The organism is Romboutsia hominis (genome assembly GCF_900002575.1).
Classification (GTDB): Bacteria; Bacillota; Clostridia; order Peptostreptococcales; family Peptostreptococcaceae; genus Romboutsia_C; species Romboutsia_C hominis.
The window spans coordinates 2,599,750-2,620,257 of sequence record NZ_LN650648.1 but is presented as its reverse complement, the minus strand read 5'-3'; the positions used below and the strand labels follow the sequence as shown (position 1 = coordinate 2,620,257).

General features: G+C 28.3%; 21 protein-coding genes. 19 read left to right on the top strand and 2 right to left on the bottom strand.

The genetic code is table 11. The features are described 5' to 3' along the window. Positions 1-14: 14 nt before the first annotated feature. The 9 genes from rlmD (at position 15) to FRIFI_RS12670 (ending at position 8,823) form a co-directional block, all read left to right on the top strand. The gene (gene rlmD / locus FRIFI_RS12710; protein ID WP_166506038.1) at positions 15-1,370 is read left to right on the top strand and encodes a 23S rRNA (uracil(1939)-C(5))-methyltransferase RlmD; all 1,356 of its coding nucleotides are present in this window, start codon (positions 15-17) and stop codon (positions 1,368-1,370) included. Between the two features lie 255 nt (positions 1,371-1,625). Further along, complete coding sequence (locus FRIFI_RS12705) at positions 1,626-2,330, top strand: GntR family transcriptional regulator (RefSeq protein WP_092923388.1); 705 nt, start codon at positions 1,626-1,628, stop codon at positions 2,328-2,330. A 109-nt stretch (positions 2,331-2,439) separates the two neighbouring features. Continuing rightward, positions 2,440-2,751, top strand: coding sequence for a PTS sugar transporter subunit IIB (locus FRIFI_RS12700; protein WP_166506037.1), 312 nt, complete (start codon positions 2,440-2,442; stop codon positions 2,749-2,751). Positions 2,752-2,773: 22 nt separating this feature from the next. Further along, the gene (locus FRIFI_RS12695) at positions 2,774-4,090 is read left to right on the top strand and encodes a PTS sugar transporter subunit IIC (RefSeq protein WP_166506036.1); all 1,317 of its coding nucleotides are present in this window, start codon (positions 2,774-2,776) and stop codon (positions 4,088-4,090) included. Between the two features lie 33 nt (positions 4,091-4,123). Then, the gene (locus tag FRIFI_RS12690) at positions 4,124-5,434 is read left to right on the top strand and encodes a 6-phospho-beta-glucosidase (protein ID WP_166506035.1); all 1,311 of its coding nucleotides are present in this window, start codon (positions 4,124-4,126) and stop codon (positions 5,432-5,434) included. Between the two features lie 9 nt (positions 5,435-5,443). Further along, on the top strand, positions 5,444-6,169 hold the full coding sequence (chbG, locus tag FRIFI_RS12685) for a chitin disaccharide deacetylase (protein ID WP_166506034.1): 726 nt from the start codon (positions 5,444-5,446) through the stop codon (positions 6,167-6,169). Between the two features lie 13 nt (positions 6,170-6,182). After that, on the top strand, positions 6,183-6,500 hold the full coding sequence (locus tag FRIFI_RS12680; protein ID WP_092923400.1) for a PTS lactose/cellobiose transporter subunit IIA: 318 nt from the start codon (positions 6,183-6,185) through the stop codon (positions 6,498-6,500). A gap of 233 nt (positions 6,501-6,733) precedes the next feature. Beyond that, complete coding sequence (locus FRIFI_RS12675; RefSeq protein ID WP_092923403.1) at positions 6,734-7,390, top strand: hypothetical protein; 657 nt, start codon at positions 6,734-6,736, stop codon at positions 7,388-7,390. 62 nt (positions 7,391-7,452) lie between these two features. Further along, complete coding sequence (locus tag FRIFI_RS12670) at positions 7,453-8,823, top strand: DUF3298 and DUF4163 domain-containing protein (RefSeq protein WP_166506033.1); 1,371 nt, start codon at positions 7,453-7,455, stop codon at positions 8,821-8,823. Between the two features lie 88 nt (positions 8,824-8,911). Here the strand turns inward: FRIFI_RS12670 and sleC are convergent, their stop codons facing one another. After that, complete coding sequence (sleC, locus tag FRIFI_RS12665; protein WP_092923409.1) at positions 8,912-10,186, bottom strand: spore cortex-lytic germination protein SleC; 1,275 nt, start codon at positions 10,184-10,186, stop codon at positions 8,912-8,914. A 113-nt stretch (positions 10,187-10,299) separates the two neighbouring features. Here sleC and FRIFI_RS12660 point away from each other — a divergent pair, with 113 nt between their 5' ends. From FRIFI_RS12660 to FRIFI_RS12615, 10 genes are all read left to right on the top strand, one after another. After that, complete coding sequence (locus FRIFI_RS12660) at positions 10,300-11,025, top strand: PrsW family intramembrane metalloprotease (RefSeq protein ID WP_166506032.1); 726 nt, start codon at positions 10,300-10,302, stop codon at positions 11,023-11,025. After that, the gene (locus tag FRIFI_RS12655; RefSeq protein ID WP_166506031.1) at positions 11,022-12,320 is read left to right on the top strand and encodes an RsmF rRNA methyltransferase first C-terminal domain-containing protein; all 1,299 of its coding nucleotides are present in this window, start codon (positions 11,022-11,024) and stop codon (positions 12,318-12,320) included. The genes FRIFI_RS12660 and FRIFI_RS12655 overlap by 4 nt, the downstream gene beginning before the upstream one ends. A 220-nt stretch (positions 12,321-12,540) precedes the next feature. Further along, positions 12,541-13,341, top strand: a complete 801-nt coding sequence (locus FRIFI_RS12650; RefSeq protein WP_092923418.1) for a hypothetical protein — start codon at positions 12,541-12,543, stop codon at positions 13,339-13,341. 31 nt (positions 13,342-13,372) lie between these two features. Next, the gene (gene lepB, locus FRIFI_RS12645) at positions 13,373-13,906 is read left to right on the top strand and encodes a signal peptidase I (RefSeq protein WP_092923421.1); all 534 of its coding nucleotides are present in this window, start codon (positions 13,373-13,375) and stop codon (positions 13,904-13,906) included. Positions 13,907-13,915: 9 nt separating this feature from the next. Beyond that, positions 13,916-14,677, top strand: coding sequence for a sugar phosphate isomerase/epimerase family protein (locus tag FRIFI_RS12640; RefSeq protein ID WP_092923424.1), 762 nt, complete (start codon positions 13,916-13,918; stop codon positions 14,675-14,677). Positions 14,678-14,713: 36 nt separating this feature from the next. Next, positions 14,714-16,381: a nucleoside kinase gene (locus FRIFI_RS12635; RefSeq protein ID WP_092923426.1), complete on the top strand. Its 1,668-nt coding sequence runs from the start codon at positions 14,714-14,716 to the stop codon at positions 16,379-16,381. A 95-nt stretch (positions 16,382-16,476) separates the two neighbouring features. Next, positions 16,477-17,394, top strand: coding sequence for a glutaminase A (glsA, locus tag FRIFI_RS12630; protein WP_166506030.1), 918 nt, complete (start codon positions 16,477-16,479; stop codon positions 17,392-17,394). Between the two features lie 82 nt (positions 17,395-17,476). After that, complete coding sequence (locus tag FRIFI_RS12625; RefSeq protein ID WP_092923432.1) at positions 17,477-18,028, top strand: ArsR/SmtB family transcription factor; 552 nt, start codon at positions 17,477-17,479, stop codon at positions 18,026-18,028. Positions 18,029-18,120: 92 nt separating this feature from the next. After that, a complete protein-coding gene (locus tag FRIFI_RS12620; RefSeq protein ID WP_166506029.1) occupies positions 18,121-18,957 on the top strand; it encodes a deoxyribonuclease IV in 837 nt (278 codons plus the stop codon). A gap of 25 nt (positions 18,958-18,982) precedes the next feature. Continuing rightward, positions 18,983-19,978 carry an aldo/keto reductase gene (locus tag FRIFI_RS12615; RefSeq protein WP_176579621.1) on the top strand — a complete coding sequence of 332 codons (996 nt, stop codon included), beginning with the start codon at positions 18,983-18,985 and terminating at the stop codon, positions 19,976-19,978. Between the two features lie 113 nt (positions 19,979-20,091). On the opposite strand, the gene FRIFI_RS12610 is transcribed toward FRIFI_RS12615, so the two are convergent. Next, a complete protein-coding gene (locus FRIFI_RS12610; RefSeq protein ID WP_092923441.1) occupies positions 20,092-20,496 on the bottom strand; it encodes a RusA family crossover junction endodeoxyribonuclease in 405 nt (134 codons plus the stop codon). Positions 20,497-20,508: the final 12 nt, after the last annotated feature.

Sequence of the window (20,508 nt, the reverse complement as noted above, 5' to 3'; positions counted from 1 at the left end):
CGGAGGTAGTTTTAGTGAAAAGAAGAGACATAATAGAGTTTGAAATAGATAAAATGGAGTTCGGTGGAACTTCTGTAAGTTTATATGATGGAAAAGATATATATATGAAGGGCGGAATAACTGGACAAAAAGTTAAAGCAGTAGTTCAAAAAGCTAGAAGTAAAAAAGCTGAAGTTAAAATGCTAGAACTTCTAGAAAACTCACCGCTAGAAACAGAAGAGCCATGCAAACATTTCAATCAATGTGGAGGATGTAGTATATTATCAGTTCCTTATGAAAAACAACTTCAAATAAAAGAAAGACAAGTAATGGATTTATTCTTACAACAAGAGTTATTTGGATTCAAATTCTTAGGAATACAAGGAAGTCCTGAGCAAAGAATGTACAGAAATAAAATGGAATATACTTTTGGAGATGAGGTTAAAGATGGTCCACTATCTTTAGGTCTTCACAAAAAAGGAAAACATATAGATATAATAACTGTTGATGGATGTTATTTAGTAGACCAAGACTTCATAAATATATTAAAAGCTACTGTAGAGTACTTTAATGAAAAGCAAATACCATATTACAGAACATTTAATCACAAAGGATACTTAAGAAACCTTGTAGTTAGAAAAGGTATAAATACTAAAGAGATGATGGTAAACATAGTTACATCTTCTCAACTAGATTTTGATATGACTGAGTATAAAAACATGCTTTTAAATTTAGGTTTAGATGCAGAATTAGTAAGTATACTACACACTATAAATGATGGATTAGCAGATGCAGTAAATTGTGATGAATTAAGAATTCTTTATGGAAGAGATTATATACAAGAAGAAATATTAGGGTTAAAATTTAAAATATCTCCATTCTCATTCTTCCAAACAAATACTAAAGGAGCAGAAGAGCTTTACTCTATAGCTAGAGAGTTTGTTGGAGACCACAGTGACAAGGTAGTATTTGACTTATACAGTGGAACTGGTACTATAGGACAAGTTATGGCAGGATCTGCTAAGAAAGTTTATGGTATAGAAATAATAGAAGAAGCTGTAGCAGCTGCTAATCAAAATGCAAAATTAAACGGTTTAACAAACTGTGAATTTATAGCAGGAGATGTTGCTAAAACAGTAAACAAATTAAAAGAAAAGCCAGATTTAATAATAGTTGACCCACCAAGACCAGGTGTACACAAAGATGCTATAAGAGATATATGTGGATTTGATTCTAAGGAAATAATATATATATCTTGTAATCCAAAGACATTAGTATTAGATTTAGTTGAATTTAAAAACTATGGATACGAAGTAGAATTAGTTAAATGTATGGATATGTTCCCAAATACACCTCATGTTGAAACTGTTGTTAAGTTAAAAAAAGCTTAATATAGATTATATCAATAAGACTACCTATAAATTTAGGTGGTCTTATTTTAAGTGTAAAGCAATTAAAAACTTTGTATACTTTGAATAATTTGATTTGAAATATTAACCAAAGACTATATAAAAGATATAATAAAGGAGTGTTATTATAAAAATTATATCAAAAGAGTTTATAAAAGTTACAAATTAATATATTATTAAATGTATATACAATTAAATAGGCAATAAGTTCATGTCTAAAGCCGAGGGAGGAAAGTTATGGGTCAACCTATATATAAAATAATAGAGAACTATGTAAAAGAATTAATTAATTCAGGAAAATTAAATCAAGGAGATTTAATACCATCAGAACATCAATTATGCGAAGAATTTAATGTAACAAGAATGACTGTTAGATCAGCACTTAATAATCTAGTTAAAGAAGGATATATAGCAAGGAGGAGGGGTATAGGAAGTATAGTTTTAGGAAGTAAGGTATATGACAATATATCTTCTATAAGTGGTTTTACAAAAGAGATGAATAGCAAAGGATATAAAGTATCAAGTATATTAGTTAGTTTAGAAAAAATAGAATCAGATGATGAAATTTCTGAAAAGCTAAATATAAGTGAAGGTGATTATGTTTGGGAGATAAAGAGAGTTAGACTAGCAAATGATAAGAGATTATCGTATATGATTACATATATGCCAGATAAACTATTTCCAAATATAAATGAAACTCACTGCAAGGGTTCTTTATATGAATATGTTGAAGAAGTTAGCGGACGTAAGATAGCTATATCAGAAAGAGAAGTAGAGGCTGTCATATCTAATGATGAGTTAGAAGAAAATCTAAAATTGGATAGAAAAGAACCGTTATTATATATAAAGCAAGTTTGCAGACTTGATAACGGTGAAGCATTTGAATACTCTCATACATACCATTATGGTTATACTTTAACCGTTAACGCTATATCTAAATAAAAATACATATAGTGTGAAAATGTTTTCTTGAAATGTCTATACATTTAATACATAATAAATGTATAGACATTTAAATTTTAATAAAATATATTTTGGGGAGGTACAAAAAATGGTAAAAATAATGTTAGCTTGTTCAGCGGGGATGTCAACTAGTTTACTAGTTACAAAAATGGAGGCTGCAGCGAAGGAAAAAGATATAGAGGTAGAAATATGGGCTATATCAGAAGTTAACTTAGATAGGGAAATAGGAAATTGTGACGTTTTATTATTAGGACCGCAAGTTAGATATATATTAGGTAAAGCGACAGAGATGGCTAAGCCATACAATGTACCAGTAGAGGTTATAAATATGATGCACTATGGAACATGTAATGGTAAAGCTGTATTAGATAGAGCAATGGAGTTATATAATTCAAAGTAAATTAAAAAGGGGGATAATCAAAATGGAAGCATTAATGAACTTTATGGAAAGACATTTAGTTCCAATAGCATCTAAGGTTGGCTCACAAAGACACTTAGTAGCAATAAGAGATGGTTTCATTGCTATGATACCAGTAACTATGGTTGGGGCATTTGGATCACTTATAAAAAACTTACCATTAAAACCTTACCAAGATATGTTAGCTAACACTACAGTTGGTCAACAAATATCTGCACTTGGAGGCGATTTATGGTGGGGATCACTTGCAATGATGTCATTATTTTTAGCTGTGTCAGTAGCCTATTCTTTAGCAAAATCATATGAAGCAAATGGTTTACAAGCAGGACTTCTAGCATTATGTGGATTTTTAGTGTTATCTCCTCAAACTGCAGACATAGTAACTGAGGCAGGAGAGGCAGTTTCAGGGTGGGGGTTTATACCTTGGGGTTATGTGTCAACTAATGCACTATTTACTGCTATGGTAGTAGCACTAGTAACAACAGAAATTTATGTAAGATTATCTAAAGTAACTTGGTTAACTATAAAAATGCCAGATGGTGTACCACCAGCAGTTTCTAGATCATTTGCAAAATTATTACCAGGAGTAATAGCGTTATTTATAGTAGGTATAATAGGTATAATAGTAAAACTTTTATCAAACGGATTATTTATAAATGATTTATTATCAACATATTTATCGAAACCTTTAACTGGTATGGCTGACTCTTTAGGAGGGGCTATGTTTACAGTATTGTTTATCCATGTTTTATGGATATTTGGATTACATGGTGCAAACATAGCACTTCCTGCAGTAGAGCCAATATTAATGGAATTAGGTGGTAAAAATGCTGAGTTAGCATCAGCAGGAGCAACAGAAGGTTACCATGTATTTGCAGGAGCATTTTTAGATGCATTTGTATACTTAGGTGGTTCAGGGATGATACTTGGATTAATAATAGCATTAATAATAGCAGGTAGAAGACGTAAAGAAATGATAGCTTTAGGTGGACCACCAGCATGTTTCAATATAAGTGAGCCTATGATATTTGGTATGCCAATAGTATTAAATCCAATATACATGATTCCATTTGTACTAGCGCCAGTATTATGTACAATAACTTCATACTTAGCTATATCCAGTGGGATAGTAGCACCAGTTTTAATGGCAAAAATTCCTTGGATAACTCCTCCAATATTTAGTGGAATAATGGCTACAGGGCATTGGACTGGTGGAGCATTAGCAGCAGTTAACTTAATAATATCTGTTGTTATATATTTACCATTTGTAGTTGCAGATGAAAGAATGGCAAAAAAAAGATTAGCTAAACAACAAGGTTAGTTAATAATCATAGAGATTGGGTGGTAGAAGATTATGAAAAAAGGTCTTAAGATAGTTACAATAGGGGGAGGATCAAGTTATACCCCCGAATTAATAGAAGGATTTATAAAAAGATATAGTGAGCTACCAGTTAAAGAACTATGGCTTGTAGATATAGAAGCAGGGAAAGAAAAATTAGAAATAGTAGGTAATCTTGCCAAGAGAATGATTAAAAAATCTGGATTAGATATTAAAATTAACCTTACATTAGATAGAAGAGAAGCTTTAAAAGGTGCAGATTTTGTAACAACTCAATTAAGAGTTGGATTATTAGATGCTAGAATAAAAGATGAAAGTATTCCTTTATCACATGGAGTAATAGGTCAAGAAACTAATGGTGCAGGAGGGCTGTTTAAAGCCCTTCGCACTGTACCAGTTATACTAGATATAATAAAAGATATAGAAGAGTTGTGTCCAAATGCATGGTTAATAAATTTTACAAATCCAACAGGTGTAATAACTGAAGCAGTATTTAAATACACAAACTTCAAAAACTATGTAGGATTATGTAATGTTCCTATAGGTGTTAGAAATGGAGTTGCAAAGTTATTTGAAGTAGAAAGTGATAGAATATATATGGATTTTGCTGGACTTAATCATATGGTATATGGGCTTAATGTTATTTTGGATGGCAAAGATGTCACAAAGGAAGCAATAGATAAGTTTGTAAGTTCTAAAATAAGTATGGAAAATATAAAGGCAATAGATTTTAATCCAGAGTTTGTTAAAGCTTTAGGTGCTATACCTTGTCCATACCATAGATATTATTATAAAACTAAAGAAATGCTAGATGAAGAATTAGAAGAATTTAAAAAAGGTAAAGCAAGAGGTCAAGTTGTTAAAGAATTAGAAGGGCAACTATTTGAACTTTATAAAGATGAAAGTTTAGACATAAAACCACCTCAACTTGAGAAAAGGGGAGGAGCATATTATAGTGATGCAGCTTGTAACTTAATAAGTTCTATATACAATGATAAAAGGGATATACAAGTAGTTAATACATTAAATAATGGAGCCATAAGAAACTTTAGAGATGATCAAGCTGTTGAAGTTAGTAGTGTAATAACTAGCGAAGGACCAAAACCTTTATCAATGGGATATCTTCCGCAGTGTACTGATGGTTTAGTAAGTGATATAAAATCTTTTGAAATATTGGCAGCCAAAGCAGCCGTATATGGAGATTACGAAAGTGCATTATTAGCACTTTGTATCAACCCATTAATACCTTCAGATGATTTAGCAAAAACTATATTAGATGAGATGTTAGAGGCTCATAAAGAGTACTTACCTCAATTTAATAAGTAGGTGAAATTTATGACTAAACTTATAGTAAATGCAGATGATTTTGGATATTGTAAAGCTGTAAATTACGGGATAATATCAGCGTATAAAGAAGGAGTAGTAAAATCTACAACAGTTATGGCTAATATGCCAGGATTTGAGCATGCTATGAAACTTTTAAAGGAAAATCCAGGTTTGGCATGTGGAGTCCATATGACTATTAGTTGTAATAGACCAGTACTTCCTAATTTGGAAAGCCTAGTAGACGAAAATGGAAGATTTTTTAGGCGAATCACTAATGATGTAATAGATAAGATGAACTTAGATGAAATTTATGAAGAACTTTGTGCTCAAATAGAAAAAGTAAAGAAATACACTGAAATTTCTCATCTTGATAGTCATCACCATGTTCATACTTTAAAGAAACTACAGCCAGTTATTGAAAGGATAATAGAAAAGTATAAGTTACCAATAAGAGGTGGATTTGAATATAATCTAGAATATTCAAAAGTAGTACCTATGTTAGATACTTTTTATAGTGATAATGTGGAAATTGATTACTTTAAGAAGAATATAAATACTTTAAAAGAATATGACGCTTTAGATATAATGACTCATCCAGCATACTTAGATGCATATATTTTAAACTCTACATCTTATGCAATGCAAAGAACAAAAGAGCATGAGATATTGACATCAGAGGAAGTTAAAAAGTATTTAAATGATAACTTTGAATTGAGTAGTTACAGGGACATTTAGGAGGTTTTTTTAAATGGATGAAAAAATATTTGAAATATCATTTGGCATAATAGGATATGCAGGGGACGCAAAAGGATTAGCTTTTGAAGCAATAGCCCAAGCTAAAAAGGGGAATATAGAAGCAGCAAGAGAAACTATGAAAAATTCTAAGGAAGTAATAACTAAAGCTCATAGATTCCAAACAGAGCTTATACAAGGTGAGGCTAATGGAAGCAAAACAGAAGTGAGTGTTTTATTAGTTCATGCACAAGATCATTTGATGAATGCCATGAATTTTCAGCAGTTAGCAGAAGAGTTTATAGATTTATACGAAAAATTAGAAAGTAAGTAAAATATTTTTTTATACAAAAGAGTATTGAATTAAATTCAATACTCTTTTGTATTTTATAAAAAGTATATTGATTATATTCTTTAAGATAGTTTGTCATATATTTTTAAATATATATTAAGTTGTATTAATATAGTCAAATTATGATATAGCAAATTGTGTAAATTAGAGGAGTATTAATACTTAATGAAGAAAATATACTAAGTAAATGTAAAGTATATCAAGGGGGGACATTAATGAAAAAAGGGGATTTTATATGGGGAGGAATTCTTCTTATCTGGATACTTATATTAGTTATACCAGTTAGTAGGGATTTATTCATTACTGTAACAGGAGAGTATCCATATGTAAGTGGATTTATTAAATTTGCGGTCTTAGCTACAATGGGAGAGTTACTAGGTATGAGAATAAGTTATGGGTACTGGAAGCAACCAAATGGAGTTATGTTTAGAGCGATTATTTGGGGTGTAATAGGTATTGTTATAACATTAGGATTGCCAGTATTCTCTAAAGGTGTAGAGGCTGCTCAAGAGATGGGAAAGCTTCCTTTTAAAGAGTCTATTTTTGCACATGCATTTTTGACAAGTGCGATTATGAATATATTACAATCACCAGCAGTATTTTTATTTCATAAGTGTACAGATACGTACATAGATATAAGACATTATAAAAATGGAGGAAGAGTAAGTCTTAGAGATATAACAAATAAAATCGACTGGTATACGTACATTGATTTCACAGTGTTAAAAACTATACCATTTTTCTGGATACCTTGCCATACGATTGTATTTTTATTTGAACCACAATATCAAGTTATAGTGTCTGCATTTGCATCTATAGCACTAGGGCTTATACTAGCAATGGCAAATAAATCAAAATTAAAAAGTTTTTAGTAGAATAAAAATATAATAAATTCAAAACATAGTAATGCAATTATGTTTTGGAGGAATTATAAATGAATAAAAAAAGAAATATAAGAGTATTTATGTCATTAATATGTATAGCATTACTATCTTTAATACTTTTATATAATACTGAGTTAGTAGATATATCAAGTAAAGTAAAAGCTAACATAGTAGATAGTATAAAAATAGTAAAGGTTACTGAAGAAAGAAGTAAAATAGAATGTAAAAATTTATCAATAACAGTTAGAATGCCTAAATTATATTGTGATAATAAAAATGCTGAAAGGTACATTAATTCTTTTATCAGAAATAATATAAATAGTTATATAAATCATAAGAGGCAAGATATAGAATTACAAAATAATAAACAAAAAACTAATATATTATTAGAATATAATTTAGCGTTTCAAAGTAAAGATGTAATCAATATAGTTATAGTAAAAGAAACTAAAAGTGGAAAAAATAAATTTTCAACCAACAAAGAAAGTTATGTTTTTGATTTAAAGACAGGGCAAAGAATATATATAGATAATCTTTTAGGAGAAGATGAAAACTATAAAGAATTAATAAAATCTTATATAAATAAGACTATAGATGAAAATAAAATAGATATAGACAAAAATCTAGTAATTATAGATAAGGAAACTAATTTTATAATTGTAGACGGGGGATTATCAATAATATTGGACCAAAATAAAGATGGTAAGATGAGAGAATATGAATTTAAAGTTCCATATGATGTTTTTAATAACAAAGTAAAATCAATAAACACAAAAAATATAATTGCAAATGTAGATACGCAAACAATTACTCAAAATAATAAATATATAAATAGTATATTAAATATTCCTATAATAATATCTTCAAATAAGGATATAGATAAAGAATTAAATTATAAAATTAGAAAAGATATAATGGATTTTTATAATAAAGTTTATGAGAGCGCTAAAAACTATTTTGATAATGTTGATGTATCAAAAGATAAATTTGTTGCAAATGTGGATTATGAAGTTAAAAAAAATAGTGATGATATATTAAGTATAAAAGTAACTTACCATCAATATAGTGGAGGAGCTCATGAAGACTATGAAGATATAAGTTATAATATAGACATGAGAAGTGGAAGAATATTAAAATTAAGCGATTTATTTAAGCCAAACTCAGATTATATAAAAGTAATAAATAATGAGATTAGAAGGCAAATAGAGGAATTAGTTAAAAATAATAAGGAGTATGAAGGTATATATCAATTTGAATCAATAGAAAAAGACAATAAGTTTTATATAGAGGACAATAATATAGTTATTTACTTTGATTTATATAAAATTGCACCATTTGCAGCAGGGATACCAGAATTTAAAATAAATAATAGTATAATAAGTCATATGTTAAAAGAAGAATACTTAGAAATACTAAAATAGATAATAATAAAAAGCTTTACTATTTATATCTAATAAAAATTAGATCATAATCAGTAAAGCTTTTATTATTTAGAAATATATTTTATATCTATATTGTAGGATTTAAAGAAGCTATTTTAGTTACAGCTACATATATTCTAGATATTTCGTACCATGTTTTAAAATCAACAATACCATTTTTAGGTAGGCCAAAAATTCCTTGAAATACTTTAACAGCCTCAGCAGTAGATTCTCCAAAAATGCCATCTTCTTTAACTTTAGGTATTAGAGGGTATGAATTAGAGATTGCATTAAGTTGGTTTTGAATAGTTTTAACATAGTTATTATTAGAACCTACTTGTAAAATTTGGCCAGGGAAAGATATAGGAACACCACTTACGATAGGTGCTTTTTCAAAGATTATTTGCTCACCATAAAATGATCTTAATATACTTTCATAGTCTTTACCTTCATCTCCAAGGTATTTACTTCCCCATTGAGTCATTTGATTTGGGCATTGAGATTTTACACCATCACAATATTGAGCTAAAAGGGGCTGTCTAGAGGTAGGTGGTCTTTTTATAAAAGTATTAAATATATCATCAACTACAACATTAATAGTATCAAAGAAGTTTCTATTATTAATAAATTTATGGTCAAAAGCAGTAGTAGAAGTAATAGTATAGCTATAGCCTTTATTTCTGTACCATTCAGTAAATACTCTATTTAAAGTGAATGAAACTATAGCTATTACATTAGCATAAATAGTTTGTTCAGGCCACGTAGAATATATTTCAGAAGAAGCTACGTTTTTTATATAGTCTTTAAAAGGTATCCAATAGTTAGGAGCTGAAGTATCTTCAGGCATTCCATCATGAACGACTATAAATTCTGGAACTACTGGATTATCAAGAACAACAAACCCAGTAGGAGGTGGTAGAGGTTTTAAACTACTTTCAGGGATTTTAGGCGGATAATCTCCATATAGGGTATGGTCTGGAATATCAAATACTTGTTCATTTTGTCTGGAATAAGAATTTCTAGATCTAGTTTTTAAATTAACAGGAACTGTTTGTCGAGCTTCTACAGTAGCTAAGATCTGCGTACCGTCTATTAAAACTGTTTCATAACCATCTTTAGACACCTCAACAGAATAAATGCTATATGGTCTTATAGGTGAAGAAGGATCTAGTGAATAATTTACATCTGGAGCATCTAGTGTTAAACCTGTGATTTGACCAGAAGAGTCTGTTTTTAAGTTTTCGTAAACTTTAGTTAAACGTTGCTCTGACTCTGGAATAGAGTAGATATTAACAGTAGCATTTTCTATTGGTTGATTAGTATTGCTATCTATAACACTAACCGTTAAGAAACCATCTTGCATGCAATCACCCCTTAAAAATAGTATCTTATTATTTTATAGTATGAATAAACATCTTATTTTGTTAAGGAAAATGGAAATAATATAGATTATACAAAAAAGAAAGAAGTGATTATATGAACATAAATATATTTACATTGGCCATAGCACCAACTATAGCTTATATATTTTGGATATACCTAAAAGATAAATATGATAAAGAACCTATAAATAGGTTAGCAAAGTTTTTTTTATTAGGAGTATTTATGGGGATAATTGCTCTTATTGTAGAGCTTTTATTATTGAAATTAGATATATTAACAGGATATACAAGTATAATATATATATCTTTTATAGTAGCAGGTATGACAGAGGAAGGATTAAAGGCAATTGTATTGATTCCAAATCTTTTAAAAGAAAAATATTTTAATGAAAAACTAGATGGAATTATTTACTCCATGTTTTTGTCATTAGGATTTGCAACACTAGAAAATGTATTATATATCTTAAAAGAAGATAAAAGCACAGTGATGGAGGTTGGATTGATTAGAGCTATAATATCTACACCAGCTCACATGTTATTTGCAATAACCATGGGATACTATATATCTAAATATAAATTTAGTACAGAGAAATTTAAAAAAAGAGAATATTTAATACTATCTGTTTTAATACCAATTTTAATACATGGAGTTTTTGATTTTATATTGATGATAGAGTATAGATGGTCTATTATATTGTTTGTGGTTTATATAATTTTTTTATGTAAATTAAACTTAGACAAATTAGATAAATACATAATTAGTTCAAAAAATAGATTTAAGAGAAGAAAAAAGAGAACGAGGAAGGACGATAAGAATTGACAAAGCTACCTGAAAGATTTTTAAGTGATATGAAAGAAATACTAAAAGATGAGTATGATGAATTTATAAAAACATATGATGATAAAAAAACTACCGGCCTTAGAGTTAATACATTAAAAATAAGTAAAAATGACTTAGATAAATTAAATTTATTTAAACTAGAACAAATACCTTGGGTAAATGAAGGCTTTTATTATGATGAAGATATAGATAGACCCGGCAAAAATCCACTACATGAGGCAGGAGCATATTATTTACAAGAACCATCAGCTATGAGTGTTGTGCCAAAGTTGGATATTAAAGAAGGTGAAAAAATTCTAGATATGTGTGCTGCTCCAGGAGGAAAATCAACATACATACTATCAAAACTAAATAATACAGGATTATTAGTATCAAATGAAATAAACCCAATGAGAATAAAAGCACTAGGAGAAAATCTAGAGAGATTTGGAGCTAAAAATTGTATAATAACAAATACAGACTCAAATAATCTAAAGAAGGTATTTAGAGGATACTTTGATAAAATAGTAATAGATGCTCCTTGTTCAGGGCAAGGAATGTTTAGGAAAGATGAAGTTGCTATAAGTGATTGGAGCTATGCAAAAGTATTAGAATGTCAATCTATTCAAAGAGAAATAATAAGAGATGGATATGAGATGCTTAAAAATGGAGGTACGTTAGTATATTCTACATGTACATTTGCGAAAGAAGAAAATGAAACAGTTATAAATGAGTTTATAGAAGAATATGAAAATGCTAAGCTTATAGAGATGGAAAGATTATGGCCTCACAAGATAAAAGGAGAAGGTCACTTTGTAGCTAAAATACAAAAAAATGAAGAAGAGGATATAAAAACTAAAGAATTAAAAGTTAAAAGATTAGATACAGAATTAAAGGATTTTAGAGAATTTGAAAAGAAATTTTTAAATGAGTCAATAGGAAATAAATTTGATATAAGAGGAGAAAATTTATATCTATTGCCAGAAGAAAGTCCAGAAACTAAAAAATTAAAAGTTTTAAGATATGGACTTCATTTGGGAATACTAAAGAAAAATAGGTTTGAGCCATCACATGCATTGTCTCATTATTTAAAGCCAAATCAAGTTAAGTATACAGAGAATTTATCAATACAAGATGAAGAAGTATTAAATTATTTAAGAGGAAATATCATAAATACAGGACAAAGTAGAGGATGGGTATTAGTAACAGTAGAAAATATACCACTAGGGTGGGGAAAAGAATCCAATGGAGTATTAAAAAACCACTATCCGAAAGGTCTTAGAATAAAATACTAAAGTAGCTATAAAAAGGTACTAAGTTATAACTTAGTACCTTTTTATAGTATATATGTAGACACACTTATTTTAAATTTATAGATAAATATAATTATTATATATATTATTCAAAAAAGCCTTAATATATTATATTTAATATGAGCTTTTTTACATAATATAAACCTTCTAGTTTAATAATAAATATATGTGTATTAAAAAGAGGTACAACTAGGAGGGAAATATGAATCCATTAGATAAAAGTAAAGAGTATGTTATATATAAATTTTTACAAAGATATGATTATGATGCGGTAATTGATGTATTAGAAGAAGTTGGTATAGTCGAAGGAGATCTATACCTATTAATGGAATCATCTAAGTATGCTATAAACTTTGACTTTAAAAAAGCATCGATAAGTTTAAAAAAGATGAGCAGTGAGATGTTAAGTAGAAGAGAGATAAAAAGATTGGTTTCTAACCTAGAAAATCTAGAAAATGGAGAACCTGAAGACATATTATCAGAGCTCATAGAAAATATGAAGATACAAATTGTTAATGAAGAGTATATTGATTTTTTGGGAAGGTTATATAGATTAAAGGAAGCATTATTTAAATATATATTTGTAAGTACTAAGGAAAATAAAAAATATAAAGTAAATATGCATGGTTATATGGTATCAAAGAAAAATATTCTATATACATTAAAAAAGAAGTATAATATATATAATGGAAATCTAATAACTGGGGTGACTAACTATATAAATAGGTATATTAAAAAAACAAAAAGAATGGAAAAGGTTGTTGATATATTAAATGGAGAAAGACTAGAAAATTTAATTAAGATTAGACATGAAAGCCCAGTTGGACATGGATTTAAAGGGGTTAGCAAAGAAGATATTGAAGAGTTATATGGCAATCCCATGGAAGTAGTTCAGGACTTAGTTAAAGCATGTGAATTACTAGACTTAGGTATAAAAATGGATAAATATGATAATATAAATGAGATGGCTATACAAATGATAGGAAGTTACACCAATTATTAACTAAATTAAAATTTAGGAGGAGATTATTAGGATGAGTGAAAAATTAAAAAAAGAAGCAATAGAGTGGATTAAGGTAATAGCTACTGCTCTTATTTTTGCATTTATAATAACTCAATTTATAAGACCTACTTTAGTTAAGGGAGAATCTATGTATCCTACTTTAAAGGAAAATGATTATTTAATAATTAATAGAATGGCTTATAAAATAGGAGAGCCAAAAAAGGGAGACATAATAGTATTCCATACGAATTTACTTCAAGACAATGGAAAACCTAAAGACTTAGTAAAGAGAGTTATAGCAACCGGAGGAGATCATATTAAGATAGAAAATTCCAAAGTATATGTAAATGGAAAGTTATTAGATGAACCATATATACATGATAATTATACAGATGGATATATAGATATGACAGTTCCAAAGGGTGAAGTATTTGCAATGGGAGATAATAGAGAGAAGAGTTTAGATAGTAGATATGAAGATGTCGGGTTAGTAAATGAAAAAAATATAATGGGTAAGGTAATGATAAGGTTATATCCATTTAATAAAATAGGAACTGTAAAATAGGTGAATTACATGAAAATTGGTATATCAGCATTATTATATAATCTTGATGAAGCAATAAATTTGTGCAAAGAGATAGATGAAATAAAACATATAGAACTTGGTATAGATAACTTATATGAGTGTGATGAGATATACAAATATATAGACAAGCTTAAAGAATTAAATGTATCTTTAAGTATTCATTTACCTATGGAGTTAAACTTGTGTGAGAATATAGAATTTATTAGACAATCTTGGGTAAGATTTGTAGAAGAAATGAACTATAAATTAAAACATTTAAATATTTGTTACTACAATCTTCACCTAGGGTATGTTATATCTGATAGATTAGATAAAAATAGAGAAAAATATTTAGATATATCATGTAGTATGTTAAATGATATTATAAATAAGACGAAAGCTAATATATCAATAGAAAATACTTATTCTAATAATGGTGATTTATCAAATGTAGGTAACAAACTATATGATTTTGAATATATATTTAATAAAGTAGAAAATGAAAAATTATGGTTTTGTTATGATACAGGCCATAATCTAATCAATAGGGATAATTATATAGACAAATTACATAACAAGATTAGAATAGTTCATTTAAGTGACAATGATGGAAAGAAAGATATACATATAGGGATAAATAAAGGTATATTAGATAAAAAAGAAGTTAAAACTATCATTGACTTAGAACCAGAGTTCTTAATATTAGAGATAAAATATCATGATATAAAGGAAAGTATAGAATATATAAAAGAGATTAAAAAAGAGGTTTAAATACCTCTTTTTAAGTATAAAAGAAAGGAGATTACTATGAAAAATATAACTATCAATGTAGAAGGAAATGAAAAAGTTTATAAAATAGAAAAAGATTCTCCAGGAGTAAAACTAGAAAGTATAGTAAAAGAAATAGATAAAGACTATAAAGGATACATAACATTAGGAGTTATAGACAACAAACTAAGAGAATTAAATTATAGTATAAACAAAGACTGTAAATTAAGTTTTTTAGATACAACTAGCGAAGATGGATTAAGAGTATACTTTAGAACTGTGTCATTTATATTTATAATGGCTTGTAACGAAGTATTTAAAGATTGTCGAGTAGTAATAGAACATTCTCTATCAAAGGGATTATATTGTGAAGTTCATAAAGATGGAGAATTGATAGAGAAAGATGTAGAAGCTATAAACAAAAAAATGAAAGATATAATAGAGTCTAATTATAAAATAGAAAGAATAGACACTAATAAAGAAGAAGCAATAAAAATATTTAAAGATAATAAAATGTATGAGAAAGCAGAGCTTCTTAAATACAAGGAACATGATGATGTAAAGATATATAAGTGTAACAATCATATAAATCATTTCTATGGATATATGTTACCATCTACGGGATATATAAAGACATTTGATTTAAAACCATATAAAAATGGAATAATAGTATTAGGTCCAAGTGAAGAAAATAAAAATATACCAACTAAATTTAAAGAACAGCCTAAGTTATCGAGTGTATATCATGAAGCGGAGAATTGGTCAAAGCTTATGGGAGTAAGTAAAGTAACTACACTTAATGAGGTAATAGAAAGAAAAGAGTATGGAGAAATTATAAGAACAGTAGAAGCTCTACATGAGAAAAAATTATCTCAAATAGCAGATATTATAAAAGAAAAAAATAAGAGAGTTATATTAATAGCAGCTCCTTCATCATCAGGTAAAACAAGTTTTGCTCATAGATTATCAATACATCTTAGAGTCAATAATCTAAATCCTGTATCAATATCTTTAGATGATTACTTTGTTAATAGAGAGCATACTCCACTAGATGAATTTGGAAATTATGATTTTGAGTCTATATATGCAATAGATTTAGAGAGATTTAATAAAGATTTAAAAGATTTACTAGAAGGTAAGGAAATAAGTTTACCTAAGTTTAATTTTAAATTAGGAATAAGAGAAGAAAAAGGAAAGAAGTTAAAAATAAAAGAAAATCAGCCAATAATATTAGAAGGAATACATGGATTAAATCCTATGCTAACATCATCAATACCAGATGAAGATAAATTTAAAATTTATATAAGTGCCCTAACTCAAATTAATTTAGATGACCATAATAGAATACCTACAACGGATTTAAGGTTAATAAGAAGAATGGTTAGAGATTATAATTTTAGAGGTTATAGCGCAGAAAAGACAATAATGCAGTGGGAATCAGTAAGACGTGGAGAGAAGAAAAATATATTCCCATATCAAGAGGAAGCGGATATAATATTTAACTCTGCATGTATTTATGAATTAGCAGTATTGAAAAAGTACGCAAAACCATTACTAGAGGAAATTGATAAGGAAAATAGTTCATATATAGAAGCTAATAGACTTTTAAAGTTTCTTCAATATTTTGTTGAGTTATCAGACATATCAGATATACCACCAACATCAATATTGAGAGAGTTTGTAGGTGGAAGTAAAATAGTTGATTAATACTATAAAACCCCTGATGTTGACAGAATATCAGGGGTTTCTGTATTATATATTTATTAGACATTTGGAAACGTAATTAAATTAGGAGGAGAAGTATGGAAAAGATTCTTGAAGAAGTATTAAATTCAAATAGGAAATATACAAATTATGGACAGGTAGCAGGATACATACCAGAATTAAAGAAAGCCAAAAGAGATGATCTGGGTATATGTGTAATAGATAAAGATAACAACATATATAAAGCTGGTAATTGGGATACTAAATTTACGATTCAAAGTGTATCTAAAATAGTTGTTCTTGCGATGGCGTTGATGGATAATGACTGGCAATATGTTTTTTCTAAAGTAGGTAAAGAACCTAGTGGTGATCCATTTAACTCAATAATGAAATTAGAAACAAATGATACTAAAAAGCCAAGTAATCCAATGATAAATGCAGGTGCTATAGTAACTACATCTTTAATAAAAGGTGCTAGTTTAGAAGAAAAAGAAGAAAGAATGTTAAAGTTCTTTAGAAAATTAGCTAAAAATGATAACTTGGGAATAAATTATGATGTGTATAAGTCAGAGAAAATGACCGGAGATAGAAATAGAGCTATGGCTTATCTTTTAAGAAATGACGGGTTTATACAAGGAGATGTAGAAGAATTATTAGATTTATACTTTAAACAATGTTCGATAGAAGTTGACACATTAGATTTAGCACGAATAGGAGTTAATCTTGCATCTTATGGTGTAGACATAGAAACTGGTGAAAGAATAATAGATGAAAAAGTATCAAGGATAGTTAAGACATTTATGGTTACATGTGGAATGTATGACGCATCAGGAGAGTTTGCTATAAAAGTTGGAATACCTGCAAAATCAGGAGTTGGTGGAGGAATACTAGCATCTGTTCCAAATACTATGGGTATTGGAGTATACGGACCAGCTCTAGATAAAAAGGGAAATAGTATAGCTGGTATAAAGATACTAGAAGAATTATCTCAAAAGTTAGAACTTAACATATTTTAAATTATAGAATTTTTTGACAACTACAAGTCCTTAATATATAATTATCTTATAAATAAAACAATTTTTTTATAGGGGTGGGGGAATGAAGGAAGTACTAGTGCTTAGGGACTTAGAATGTATAAAAGCAATTGCACATCCTAGAAGAATAGACATTTTAAAAACATTTGATAAATCACCACTATCAGCAAAGCAATTATCACAATTATTAGATGAGCCTCATGCAAAAATTAACTATCATATAAAAACTCTTTATAAGGTAGGAATTTTGGAGTTAGTAGAAGAAAAGATAAAATCTGGAATAGTAGAGAAGTACTATTACCCGAGTGCAAAAAATATAGTTATTGGGCAAAAGATTCTTAACTTCTCACTAACAGATGAAGAACAACTTAGTATATCTAAGTTTGAAAACATGAGCGAATTATTTTATAGTGCAGCAGAGGGAAATAGGTTGCTTGATGAAAGTATAGTTGAATATCAAAATATATCACTTACGGAAAGTGAACTTATAGAGTTAAATAATGCAATTAAGATAAAAATACAAGAAATCGTAGATTCTAGAAATACTGATGAAAATGAAATAGGATATAACATATCAGTATTGGCAATACCAGTAGAAGAAGCGATTAGCATATAATAAGTATCGACCTTTGTTGATACTTATTTTTTTGGGTATAATTAAAATATAAAATAAATCAAAATATGATAAAAGACATAAGGAGAGTAAATATGATTATAATAGGACCACATATATCAATAGCAAAAGGATATGCAAAAGCTGCAAAAACAGCAGTCGAAATAGGAGCTAACACATTTCAATTCTTTAGTAGAAATCCAAGAGGAGGAAATGCCAGAGAATTTGATACAAAAGATATAGCAAACTTTCAAGAAATAAGAAAAGAAAATAACTTTGGCCCATTATTGGCACATGCACCATATACTATGAACTTGGCAGCTGCTAAAGATGATGTATATGAATTTGGAAGAAAAGTCATAAAAGAAGATATAGAAAGAATGGATTCTTTAGGAATAGAGTATATATGTTTCCATCCAGGCAGCCATGTTGGTGGAGGGATTGATGCTGGAATAAATAAGATAATAGCAGCACTAAATGAAGCCTTAACAGGAAATGAAAATATAACAGTTCTTTTAGAAACTATGTCTGGAAAAGGTACTGAAATAGGATTTGAGTTTGAACAAATAAAAAGAATTATAGATGGTGTAGAACATAATGAAAAACTAGGGGTATGTTTAGACACTTGCCATATATTCTCAGCAGGATATGATATAGTAAATAACTTAGATGAAGTTTTAAATCAATTTGATGAAATCATAGGATTAGATAGATTGAAAACAATACATTTAAATGATAGTATGATGGGATTTGGTGAAAAGAAAGATAGACATTCAGTAATAGGAGAAGGTAAAATAGGATTAGATGCTATTATTAATTTTATGACACATCCAAAGATAAAGGATTTACCATTTTTCTTAGAAACACCTCTTGAAGATGAAGGTCATAAAAAAGAAATAAAAATGCTAAGGGATATAATAGAAACTAAATAGTAAAGTTTAAGTGGAGGGAAGTAGATTGAGAGAATTAGGTAAAACTAATATGAAGGTTAAAAGAGTAGGATTTGGGGGAATACCTATACAAAGAATTACCCAAGAAGAGACTAATAAAGTAATAAATGAACTTGAAGCACAAGGAATAAACTTTATAGATACAGCTAGAGGATATACAGTTAGTGAAGAGTATATAGGAAATGCAATTGAAGAAAAAAGAGAAAAATTTTTTATAGCCACAAAGAGTATGTCTAGAGACTATGAGGCTATGAAAAATGATATAGAAATAAGTCTTAAGAACTTAAAAACAGATTATATAGATTTATATCAACTACACAATGTAAAAAGTGAAGAATATGATGAAATATTTGCAGATAATAAAGCATATAAAGCTTTGTTAGAAGCTAAAAAAGAAGGAAAAATAAAACATATAGGAATAACTAGCCATAGTTTAGAAACTATAGAAAAGGTAGTTGAAAATGATAAATTTGAAACTATACAGTTTCCTTATAATATAGTTGAGAATCAAGCAGATGAAGTATTTAAAAAAGCTAATGAGAAGGGTATAGGAATAATAGTAATGAAACCTTTAGCAGGAGGAGCACTAGATGATGCAACTTTAGCTATTAAGTATATATTATCAAAAGATTATATTGATGTTGCTATACCAGGTATGGAAAGTATAGAGCAGGTAAAGCAAAATAGTGCGGTACTTAATAATCTAGAATTAAATGAAGATGACAATAAAAAAATAGAAGAAATAAAAAGTACATTAGGCAAAAGATTTTGTAGAAGATGTGAATATTGCTTACCATGTCCAGTAGGAGTAAATATCCCAGCCAATTTTTTACTAGAAGGATATTATACTAGATATAACCTTAAAAAATGGGCAAAAGAAAGATATGCATCTACAGTTGGTAAAGCTAATGAATGTGTAAATTGTGGGTTATGTGAAACTAAATGTCCATATAATTTACCAATAAGAGAAATGTTAAAAGAAGTATGCGCTAAACTTGGTTAATAAAAAGAGAACTTAATTTAGATTAAGTTCTCTTTTTAGATATAAAATCTTATAGCTTATATAGTTTTTAGAAAAAATAATCAAAGTAAAAATCAAAAAGTTTATGTTACTATTTATTTTTTAAGAATGCTATAAGAAACATCATATTCAGAAGCAGGATAAAGTTCTATTTCAACACGAGGATTTTCTTTATCTATAAAATCAAATAATAATACAGGTTTTAACTGTTTATCATTTTTTATTATTCCACTTTTTTCTATTCCATCACATATACTTTTAGGATAGTTATGTAAATCGCCCATACGTTTATTAGGGAAATATAATTTTAAAATAGTTATTAAATCTTCTTCTATAGTTTCTCCATCATATTGTTGGTTTATATAACCTGCTATCATGTTTTCATAGGCTAAATATTTAGAGTGTTTACCTTTTGATGGCATCCATGCTTGACCATGGACGTTGTGAAGTTTAAAATTAGACTTACTTATTGGTCTACCTGGGATTGTTAATTTAATCAATTTATCACCATC